9 protein-coding genes are annotated in these 10,336 nt (G+C 72.8%); 5 read left to right on the plus strand and 4 right to left on the minus strand.

Translation table 11 applies throughout. The features are described from left to right. Positions 1-203: 203 nt before the first annotated feature. Positions 204-1,373 carry an MFS transporter gene (locus tag ACGF8A_RS31335; RefSeq protein WP_393113652.1) on the plus strand — a complete coding sequence of 390 codons (1,170 nt, stop codon included), beginning with the start codon at positions 204-206 and terminating at the stop codon, positions 1,371-1,373. Between the two features lie 172 nt (positions 1,374-1,545). Continuing rightward, positions 1,546-2,286, plus strand: coding sequence for a maleylpyruvate isomerase family mycothiol-dependent enzyme (locus ACGF8A_RS31340; protein WP_393113640.1), 741 nt, complete (start codon positions 1,546-1,548; stop codon positions 2,284-2,286). A 19-nt stretch (positions 2,287-2,305) separates the two neighbouring features. On the opposite strand, the gene ACGF8A_RS31345 is transcribed toward ACGF8A_RS31340, so the two are convergent. Continuing rightward, complete coding sequence (locus tag ACGF8A_RS31345) at positions 2,306-2,701, minus strand: MarR family winged helix-turn-helix transcriptional regulator (RefSeq protein WP_393113641.1); 396 nt, start codon at positions 2,699-2,701, stop codon at positions 2,306-2,308. Between the two features lie 211 nt (positions 2,702-2,912). Here ACGF8A_RS31345 and ACGF8A_RS31350 point away from each other — a divergent pair, with 211 nt between their 5' ends. Beyond that, positions 2,913-4,217: a lanthionine synthetase LanC family protein gene (locus ACGF8A_RS31350; RefSeq protein WP_393113642.1), complete on the plus strand. Its 1,305-nt coding sequence runs from the start codon at positions 2,913-2,915 to the stop codon at positions 4,215-4,217. A gap of 125 nt (positions 4,218-4,342) precedes the next feature. Here ACGF8A_RS31350 and ACGF8A_RS31355 read toward each other — a convergent pair whose 3' ends face one another. Then, complete coding sequence (locus ACGF8A_RS31355) at positions 4,343-5,134, minus strand: TetR/AcrR family transcriptional regulator (protein ID WP_393113643.1); 792 nt, start codon at positions 5,132-5,134, stop codon at positions 4,343-4,345. A gap of 253 nt (positions 5,135-5,387) precedes the next feature. Here ACGF8A_RS31355 and ACGF8A_RS31360 point away from each other — a divergent pair, with 253 nt between their 5' ends. Next, positions 5,388-5,864 (plus strand): nitroreductase family deazaflavin-dependent oxidoreductase, encoded by a 477-nt coding sequence (locus tag ACGF8A_RS31360; protein ID WP_393113644.1) that lies wholly within the window; start codon positions 5,388-5,390, stop codon positions 5,862-5,864. Positions 5,865-5,912: 48 nt separating this feature from the next. Here ACGF8A_RS31360 and ACGF8A_RS31365 read toward each other — a convergent pair whose 3' ends face one another. Further along, a complete protein-coding gene (locus ACGF8A_RS31365; protein WP_393113645.1) occupies positions 5,913-7,295 on the minus strand; it encodes a geranylgeranyl reductase family protein in 1,383 nt (460 codons plus the stop codon). Between the two features lie 252 nt (positions 7,296-7,547). Here ACGF8A_RS31365 and ACGF8A_RS31370 point away from each other — a divergent pair, with 252 nt between their 5' ends. Further along, entirely contained in the window at positions 7,548-8,903 is a 1,356-nt protein-coding gene (locus ACGF8A_RS31370; protein WP_393113646.1) for a dipeptidase, read from the plus strand. Between the two features lie 196 nt (positions 8,904-9,099). Here the strand turns inward: ACGF8A_RS31370 and ACGF8A_RS31375 are convergent, their stop codons facing one another. Continuing rightward, positions 9,100-10,143: an NUDIX domain-containing protein gene (locus ACGF8A_RS31375; protein ID WP_393113647.1), complete on the minus strand. Its 1,044-nt coding sequence runs from the start codon at positions 10,141-10,143 to the stop codon at positions 9,100-9,102. Positions 10,144-10,336: the final 193 nt, after the last annotated feature.

Consider the following 10,336-nt stretch of genomic DNA (forward strand, 5'->3'; position numbering starts at 1 on the left):
AGCGGGGCGGCGACTCGCCCCCGGAACACGCCGGCGCGGCGCGAACGGACGCCCGGCCCGGTCGACGCGCTCACGGCCGAGACACCTGTGCACGTTCGGGACGTGACCGACGCCCTCACAGCTCTCCGGCCTTGCCCCGCCCCCCACCCTCGACCTAACCTCATTTTGTGCCGCTAATAAACAAAACCCGTTCGCACAGCGCCGTGCCGGGCAAGGACAACGACCTCACCCGCCTCCGCGTCGCCCTGACCACCTTCTTCGCTCTCGACGGCTTCATCTTCGCGGGCTGGGTCGTCCGCATCCCCGCGATCAAGGAACAGACGCACGCCTCCGCGAGCACGCTCGGACTGGCCCTGCTCTGCGTCTCCGCCGGTGCGGTGGTCACGATGACGCTGACGGGACGGCTGTGCCGGCGCTTCGGCAGCCATCCGGTGACCGTGGTCTGCGCGGTCCTGCTCTCCCTCAGCGTCGCGCTGCCACCGCTCACCCACTCCCCGTCGGCCCTCGGCGCCGTCCTCCTGTTCTTCGGGGCGGCCTACGGCGGCATCAACGTCGCCTTCAACAGCGCCGCCGTCGACCTCGTCACCGCGCTGCGCCGCCCTGTGATGCCCAGTTTCCACGCCGCCTTCAGCCTCGGCGGCATGGTGGGCGCCGGCCTCGGCGCGCTGGTCGCGGGGGCCCTCTCGCCCACCCGCCATCTGCTCGCACTCACCTGCGTAGGCCTGCTGGTGACCGCCCTGGCGGGACCGGCGCTGCTGCGCATCACACCGCCCGCCCCGCCGGAGCGCGTCCCGCACGAGGCGAAGGACCCACGCCGCATGGACCGGCGCACCCGGGGCCTCGTGCTGGTCTTCGGCCTGATCGCACTGTGCACGGCATACGGGGAAGGTGCCCTGGCCGACTGGGGCGCCCTGCACCTGGAGCAGGATTTGGACGCCTCGGCCGGGGTGGCAGCGGTCGGCTACTCCTGTTTCGCCCTTGCCATGACGGTGGGCCGGCTGTCCGGGACCGCACTGCTCGAACGCCTCGGCCGTACCCGCACCGTGGTCGCCGGCGGCACGACCGCGGCGGCCGGGATGCTGGTCGGCGCGCTCGCGAACTCCCTGTGGGCGGCCCTCCTCGGCTTCGCGGTCGCCGGCCTCGGTCTCGCCAACCTCTTCCCCGTGGCCGTCGAACGCGCGGGCGCGCTCGCCGGTCCCGGCGGCGTCGCCACCGCCTCCACGCTCGGCTACGGGGGCATGCTGCTCGGGCCGCCCGCCATCGGGTTCATGGCCGACTGGTTCTCCCTGCCGGCCGCCCTGACGAGCGTGGCGCTACTGGCGGGAATCGCCGCGGCGATCGGCGTCGCCACCCGCAAGGTGGCCGCGGGGTGAAGGCCGCCGGTCGCCCGGAGCCGGGCGTAGCGCTTCGCCAACCGCGCGCCGAACGCCCCGCACGGCGCCGGAAGCGCCACGACGGTCGGACCGGGAGCCGCCGGACGGCCAACCGGACAAGCGCCGGGAAACGCGCCCCCTCGACCGCGCTCCATGCGGCAGACTCACCGGCATGGAGACCGCCGACTTCATCGACACCCTCGACCGCGAGGGACGTCTGCTCGCCACCGCCGCCGCCGCGGCCGGGACCGGCGCCAAGGTGCCGACCTGTCCGGACTGGCAGGTCAGGGACCTGCTGCGGCACACCGGCATGGTGCACCGCTGGGCGACCGCCTTCGTCGCCGAGGCGCGGACCTCGTACCGGCCCGGCGGCGAACTGCCGGATCTGGACGGCGAGGACCTGCTGACCTGGTTCCGCGCGGGGCACCGCCGGCTCGTCGGGGCGCTCGCCGCCGCCCCGGCCGACGTGCAGTGCTGGCAGGTGCTGCCCGCTCCGTCCCCGCTGGCCTGCTGGGCGCGGCGACAGGCGCACGAGACGACCGTGCACCGCGTCGACGCGGAGGCGGCACGCGGCGGTACGGGCGCGGAGATCGTCCCCGGGTTCGCGGTGGACGGCATCGACGAGTTGCTGCGCGGCTTCCACGCACGCCGCCGGAGCGCCGTGCGCACCGATACGCCCCGGGTGCTGCGGGTGCGGGCCACGGACAGGGACGACGCGGTGTGGACCGTACGACTGTCCGCGGAACCGCCCATGACGGAGCGGGACGACGCCGGTGCCGCCGACTGCGAGATCGCCGGACCGGCCGTACAGCTCTATCTGTCGCTCTGGAACCGGCTGCCGTTCCCCGAGGTCGGTGGGGACAGCGCGCTCGCCGGCCTGTGGCGTGAGAAGTCGGGGATCGTCTGGGGCTGACGGCCGGCCGGCGCGCCGGTCAGTCCGTCAGCATCCGGGTCAGCACCGCCCGTTGCACCGGCAGCACCTCACCGTGCGTCTCGCGCCCCTTCTCCGTGAGCGCGACACGGACGCCGCGCCGGTCCTCGGGACACATCGCGCGCTCCAGGAGCCCGTCCTTCTCCAGCCGGGCGATCAGCCGGGACAGCGCGCTCTGGCTGAGGTGGACCCGCTCGGAGATCTCCTGGACGCGCAGGGCGCAGGTGCCGGTGTCCGTCGTGGAGCCGGAGGCGAGCACGTCGAGCACCTCGAAGTCGCTGGCGCACAGCCCGTGTCGGTGAAGGGCGCGGTCTATCTCGCACTGCGTGCGCGCATGCAGGTCCAGAATGTCCCGCCACTGCTCGACCAGCTCCTGCTCGGCCTTCTTCGCCGCCATGACGGCACCGTAGCAGAGAAGTGAATTCATTGCATCAGCATCAAATGCGTCTGCATGTTACTTGGGGCACCCTCCTGGTGCTCTGCGCCGCATCCAGGCCACCACCGGCGTCGCCGACCGCGAACAGGGCATGCCTGCGGACTGCTCAACACCTCCGTCCAGGTCGACGACGCGATCTTCCTCGCCCAAAGGATCATGGGAGAGTGGGCCGGTGAACACAGCGAAGGCCACCGTCGTGGCGGTCGACGAGGTCGAGGCACTCGCGGCGGACGGGCTGCGCCGGCTCACCGCTGCGGCGCGGGAGACGGCCGGGGGCAGCCTCGCCTGGCCGGCCAAGCCCTCGGACCACGCACCCGACCCGACGCTCTACAGCGGCACAGCCGGGATCGTCCCCGTGCTCCTGGAGGCATGGCGGCACTTCGGCGACGACGCCTACGCCGACACCGCCGTGCGTACGGTCCCCGGCCTGGCGGAATCGATCGACGTCCTCGACGACGACTCCCTCTACTTCGGCCGTACCGGGACGGCCCTCGTACTGCGGGCCCTTCACGATGAACTCGGCGACACGGCAGCCGGCGCCGCCGCCGACCGTGCGCTGGAACTCGTACGGTCACGCTTCGACGGAACGCGCTGGGGCGAGTTGTTCGAGCTGATGGGCGGCAACGCGGGAATCGGCCTCGGCGCGCTTGCGGCCGGCGACACCGAGCTGGCCGTCCTCGCCGTGGAACCGTACCTGCGGATGGCGGAGCGGACCCCGGCCGGTGTCCACTGGGCCCACCGGACAGACACCGACTCACGCCTGCACCACCTCTCGCACGGCACCCTCGGCATCGTCCTGGCGCTTGCCCGGGTCGGCCGGGCCACCGGCCGTGCGGATCTGGCCGAGTTGGCGCTGGCCGGTGCCACGGACGTGGTGGCACGTGACGAAGCGGGGCCGAGGGGCTTCCTGGTACGGCACTCCACCCCGCAGTACCTCCCCGACCTGATCGAACCGATCAGCTACGGCTGGTGCCATGGCCCGGCCGGCGACGCCCAGGTCTTCCGGCTGCTGCGGGACATCACGGCCGACCCCGCCTGGCAGGCCCTCGCCGACCGCTGCTGGCACACGGTCACCCACTCCGGCCTGCCCGAACGGCTACGCCCCGGGTTCTGGGACAACAACGGCCGCTGCTGCGGAACCGCGGGTGTCCTCGCCCTGGCCTGCGACCGGATCGCAGAACAGCAGGACCCGCACGACTTCGCCCACGTCCTCGTCGCGGACCTCGCCGACCGTGCGATCCGGGACGCCGGCGGCGCCCGCTGGTCCAACTCCGAGCACCGGGCCACACCGAGCGACCTCGAACCGCGCACCGGCTGGGCGATGGGCAGCGCAGGCATCGTGCGCGAACTCCTGCGCTTCGTACGGCTGAGCCGTGGGGGCGACCCCCGGTACGCCTTCGCCTGGCCGGACCATCCCCCGGTCTCGGCAAAGGTGTCCCTCCCCGCCGCGAGCGACCTGCGAAGCCGGACGACCTGACCCGGCCGGGCGGGCCGCGAGGGCACGGGGGCGCGAGGGAACAGGCCCGGGACGCGAGGGCAGCCGAGGCGGCGAGGGCACGGTGGCGGCACGAGCGGCACGTCACTGCCCGCGCCGCTTCGGCATCACAGCCCGGGCCTGCCGCCCTTGCCGGCGGACCCGCCGTTCTTGCCGCCGGAGCCGTTGCCCCGGCGGGACCGCTCGGCCTTGCCCTGCTGCGGGAAGACAAGGCCGACGGTCTGCGCGAGCTGGCCGACGGCCTGCCGGAAGAAGGGTTCGCGGTCCTCGACGATCCTGGTGAACTGCCCGAACACCTCGAACCCCACCAGCCCGTACAACTGCGCCCAGGCCGCCACCAGCGTCACCACCACCTCCGGCGGCAGGTCGGGCGCGAGATCGGTGGCCATCCGCACCGCCTCCGGCCGCAACTCCTGCGCCAACCGCGGCTTGGCCACCCCCAGTCCGCGATGCGCGTCCCGCGCGATGCCGATGAGCAGATGCCCGACGCGCGCGGCGGGCGGGATGGTGGACTGCGGCGCGGTGTACCCGGGGACAGGTGAACCGTAGATCAACGCGTACTCGTGCGGATGCGCCAACGCCCAGTCACGCACGGCCTCGCAGACACGCATCCAGCGCTGCACCGGGCCGGCGTCCGCCACCTCGCCGTGCGCGGACTCGGCGGCGCCGCCGAGTGAGTCGTAGGCGTCGATGATGAGCGCGGTGAGGAGGTCGTCGCGGCTGGGGAAGTACCGGTAGACGGCGGAGGAGACCATGCCTAGTTCGCGGGCGACAGCGCGCAGGGAGAGCTTGGCGGCGCCTTCGGCCGCGAGCTGTTTGCGCGCCTCGTCCTTGATGGCCGCGGTGACTTCGATCCTGGCCCGGGCTCGGGCGCCGAGAGGGGTGCTGCTCGTGGTCATGGGGGGAGTTTTCCATTTTTCGGAGCAGTGCACACGGAGGTGAGCAGTGCTCTCCGGACGGAGCGGTGCACGCGGGTGCGGCACCCCGAGGAGAGGGGAGTGCGCTCCGGAGGGGGCAGCCGCACGCCGGGAGCGGGATGGAGCACCGCTCCTAAGTGAGAGCATCGCTCTTGCTTTAGAGCGATGCTCTCACTCAAACTGAACCCAAGCCAGAGCGAGAGCACTGCTCTCCTTCCACTCCAGGAGCGCCCGCATGTCCACGCATGTCCAGAAGCCCGGCTGGTTCACCGTCAACGTCTTCAACCGCGCGGTCGCCTGGCTGACCCGTCGCGGCATCAGCGTCTGGGGCTCTCGCGTCCTCGCCGTCCGCGGCCGCAAGAGCGGCACCTGGCGCACCACCCCGGTGAACCTGTTGACCGTCGACGGCCGCCAATACCTCGTCGCGCCCCGTGGCCACGTCCAGTGGACGCACAACATGCGGGCCGCGGGTGGCGGGGAGCTGCGGCTCGGCAAGAACGTCGACGCGTTCGCCGCGACCGAGGTCGCCGACGACGACAAGCCCCGGCTCCTGCGCGCCTACCTCAAGCGCTGGAAGGCCGAAGTCGGCGTCTTCTTCAAGGGCGTCGGCCCCGACTCCTCCGACGAGGAGCTGCGCCGTATCGCCCCTGACCACCCCGTCTTCGAGATCAGCTACCCGAGGCCTGCAAGCTCCGCCAAGCTCGGTGACTGACGTCGACGGCCTCGCCGGCGTGGCGGACCCAGAGCTGATGCGCCGGCCTCAGGCCGTACCGCTCCCGGTCGCCCCGTTCCCCTCGTCCGAGTCGCGCTCCCCCTCACCACGGTCCGCCGCGCCCCGCTCCCCCGCGCCACTCACCGCCGCGCCGGTCGCCGCCGTCCCGTGGTCCGCCGCCCCGTGGTCCGCCGTCCCGTTCTTCGTGCTCGCGTTCCCCACAGCCCGCCGGTCCAGCACGGTCATGGCCCGCTGGGCCATGGGATGCGTGCGAACGAGCTCGCCCAGGGACGTGGCGCCCCGCGTGATGTCCCGGAACGCCCTCCAAACCGGCCGGAACCCGGTGAGTGCGGCATGGAAGAGCCCGGGCCGTCGCTCGAAGGCGGTCAGCATCCGCTTGCCGACCGCCATCTCCACGCCCAGCCCGGCCTTGATGGCGAACGCGTAGTTGAGGGCCTGCCGGCGCGTGTCCACCGCGTCGTGCGCCTCCGCGATCCGTACCGCCCACTCCCCCGCGAGCCGCCCCGACCGCAGCGCGAACGAGATGCCCTCGCGGGTCCACGGCTCCAGCAGCCCGGCCGCGTCACCGCACACGAGCACACGCCCGCGCGACAGCGGCGAGTCGTCGGCGCGGCAGCGGGTCAGGTGCCCGGAGGAGATGCTGGGCTCGAAGCCTGCGAGTCCCAGCCGCCCGACGAAGTCCTCCAAGTACCGCTTGGTGGCGGCGCCTTCACCGCGCGCGGAGATCACACCGACCGTGAGGGTGTCGCCCTTGGGGAACACCCATCCGTAGCTGCCCGGGATCGGCCCCCAGTCGATGAGGACACGCCCCTTCCAGTCCTCCGCGACCGTGTCCGGCACCGGGATCTCCAGCTCCAGGCCGAGATCCACCTGACCGAGCTTGACCCCGACGTGTGCACCTATCCTGCTGGCGCTGCCGTCGGCGCCGACCACCGCCCGCGCCAGCAGCGTCTCACCGCCCTGGAGCACGACGGCGACCGAGCGCCGGTCCGGCACCGACGACCCGTGCTGCTCGACCCGCGAGACCGTGACACCCGTACGCAGCTCGGCGCCCGCCTTCTGGGCGTGCTCGACGAGCTGATGGTCGAACTCGGGCCGGTTGATCAGCCCGAAGAGCATCTGCCTGGAGCGCCGCGTACGGCTGAAGCGGCCGTTGTGGGAGAAGGTCACCGCGTGGACGCGGTCCCGCAGCGGCAGTTCGAACCCGGGTGGCAGCGCGTCGCGCGAGGGGCCGATGATCCCGCCGCCGCACGTCTTGTAGCGGGGCAGTTCGGCCTTCTCCAGCAGCAGCACACGCCGTCCCGCGACCGCCGCCGCATAGGCCGCCGAGGCTCCCGCGGGTCCCGCGCCCACCACGAGGACGTCCCACACCTGCTGCCCGTCGTCCGCCGAAGAGTTCTCGCTGCTCACGATGGTCTGCTGCTCCCGATCCGCCGCCTGCCGATCTGTCCCCCCGCATCCTACGGCCGTGATCGCCGCAGGTCGCTGTGGGAGGATCGGCACCGTATGCGCCCCGCACACCAGGGCGCGCCTACACTCACGCGGTCGGGTGCAGCACCCGCGGCAACCACCGACCGCGCGGACCGTACCGGTCCGGCACAGACCGACCCGTACGGAACCCGTACACAGAAGGACAACGTCGCACCTACGAGGAGCGTGCCCATGACGTCGAATCCGGTCGCCGAGACCGTCGCCTCCCTCATGCCCAGGGCGAAGGAGGAGCTCGCCGAGCTGGTGGCTTTCCCATCGGTGGCGGACTTCGACCAGTTCCCGCGCAGTGAGAGCGAGGGTGCGGCGCGCTGGGTCGCGGACGCGCTGCGCGCCGAGGGCTTCGAGGATGTGGCGCTGCTCGACACCCCTGACGGCACGCAGTCGGTGTACGGCTACCTGCCCGGACCGGCGGGCGCGAAGACCGTGCTGCTGTACGCCCACTACGACGTGCAGCCGCCGCTGGACGAGGCCGGCTGGACGACCCCTCCCTTCGAGCTGACCGAGCGGGACGGCCGCTGGTACGGCCGCGGTGCCGCCGACTGCAAGGGCGGCGTGATCATGCACCTGCTGGCGCTGCGCGCCCTCAAGGCCAACGGTGGCGTGCCCGTGCACGTCAAGGTGATAGCCGAGGGCTCGGAGGAGATGGGCACGGGCGGCCTGGAGCGGTACGCCGAGGAGCACCCGGAGCTGCTCGCGGCCGACACGATCGTCATCGGCGACGCGGGCAACTTCCGCGTGGGACTGCCGACGGTGACCTCGACCCTGCGCGGGATGACCCTGGTGCGGGTGCGGGTCGACGCGCTGGAAGGCAACCTGCACTCCGGGCAGTTCGGCGGGGCCGCGCCCGACGCGCTGGCGGCGCTGATCCGCGTACTGGACTCGCTGCGGGCGGAGGACGGCTCGACGACGGTCGACGGTCTGACCTCCGAGGCGCGGTGGGAGGGGCTGCAGTACGCGGAGGAGCAGTTCCGCCAGGACGCCAAGGTGCTGGACGGCGTCGGGCTGATCGGCTCCGGCACGGTCGCCGACCGGATCTGGGCGCGTCCGGCCGTGACCGTGCTCGGCATCGACTGCCCGCCGGTCGTCGGCGCCACTCCGTCCGTGCAGGCGAGCGCCCGCGCGCTGATCAGCCTGCGGGTGCCGCCGGGTGTGGACGCGGCCGAGGCGACGAAGCTGCTCCAGGCGCATGTGGAGGCGCACACCCCGTGGGGCGCGCGGGTCAGCACGGAGCAGATCGGCCAGGGGCAGGCGTTCCGCGCGGACACGTCCAGCCCGGCGTACCAGGCGATGGCCGACGCGATGGCGGTGGCGTACCCGGGTCAGGAGATGCAGTACGCCGGCCAGGGCGGATCGATCCCGCTGTGCAACACCCTCGCCGCTCTCTACCCGCGCGCGGAGATCCTGCTCATCGGCCTGAGCGAGCCGGAGGCCCAGATCCACGCGGTGAACGAGAGCGTCTCGCCCCAGGAACTGGAACGGCTGTCGGTGGCGGAGGCGGAGTTCCTGCGCAACTACGCGGCGAGCTGACCGACCGGTCTGCACCGGATGGCACGTCGTCGGTGACGCGCCGGCCGGCGCCTCGGGTCCATGGCCTGACGCCCCGGGCGACGAGACCACGCGTCGGGCCATGGGCCCAGCCGCAGCAGACACACGGGCCCGCAGAAGACACACAGGCTCACCCGCGGACGACGCACTCGCAGAAGCCACGGTCAAGTCCGGCCCCCTACCCACCGACCGGGATGCCCGCCTCCAGGTACAGCGCCGCACCGCGTTCCCGCGCCCGCAGGGCCCACCGCAGCCGCTCGTACCGGACCGGCGGGAGCAGGCCGGCGGCCTCCTGCTCGGTGACGAAACGCCAGCCGCGCAGTTCGGGGCCGGGCAGCAGCAACTCCCGGGCCGCCGCGGAGTCGAGGCTTCCGCCGTCGAAGAGGAGGCGCAGACCGCCGTACCCGGGCGGCGCGGGCGGCTCCCAGTCGACGACGAGCAGGCGGGGTACGTCGTCCAGGTGGAGCCCGGTCTCCTCGGCGACCTCGCGGATGCCGGCGCGGGCGGGCGCCTCGCCGGGCTCGACGACGCCGCCGGGGAACTCCCAGCCGGCCTTGTAGGTCGGGTCGACGAGCAGCACGCGGTCCCGCTCGTCGAAGAGCAGGACGCCGGCGGCGAGGGTCTCGGCGGTGGGTTCGGGGGTCTGCACGATGTCGCAGACGGGCACGGCACCCGAGCTGACGGCCTCGGCGATCCGGGTCGCGGTCTCGTACGGGGTGAGGGCGCCGTTGTCGACGGGGTGGGCGTCGGCGGTGAGCCAGGACGCCAGGGCGGCCTTGTACGGCTCGATGTGGTCGTACGACCACTGCCGCACCCGTATCTCGCCGTCGGGTAGGTCCTGCGGTATCGCACGGACGGCTATCCGCTCGCGCAGGATCGTTTCGGCCGGGGTGAGCAGGACATGCCGGACGGTGATACGGCGGGCGGCGAGGCCGCCGAAGATCTCGTCGCGGTACTCCTGACGCAGCAGGGTCATGGGCACGACGAGCGTGCCGCCGAGTTCGGCGAGCATGGCGGCCGCCGTGTCGATGACGAGACGTCGCCAGATCGGCAGATCCTGGAAGTCGCCGACCTCGGTGAGGCGTTTGGCCGGCAGCAGGTGCGTGAGTGTGCCGCCGATGACCTCGGGGTCGAAGAGCGTGCTGTTCGGGATCAGGTCGATCAGTTCCCGTGCGGTGGTGGTCTTCCCCGCACCGAACGCGCCGTTGATCCAGACGATCACGGTTCCCCCTCTTCTGTTGGCCCCCTGTGCCTTGCCCGCTCCACCCTGCCACGGAAACCAGCCCCAGCTGAGGGTGCACAAGCGGAAGCGGGGGGGGGGGCCGGGGGGGGGGGGGGGGGGGGGGGGGGGGGGGGGGGGGGGGGGGGGGGGGGGGGGGGGGGGGGGGGGGGGGCGCGGGGGGGGGGCGGGGGGC

Source organism: Streptomyces sp. NPDC047706 (assembly GCF_043204795.1).
Taxonomy (GTDB): domain Bacteria; phylum Actinomycetota; class Actinomycetes; order Streptomycetales; family Streptomycetaceae; genus Streptomyces.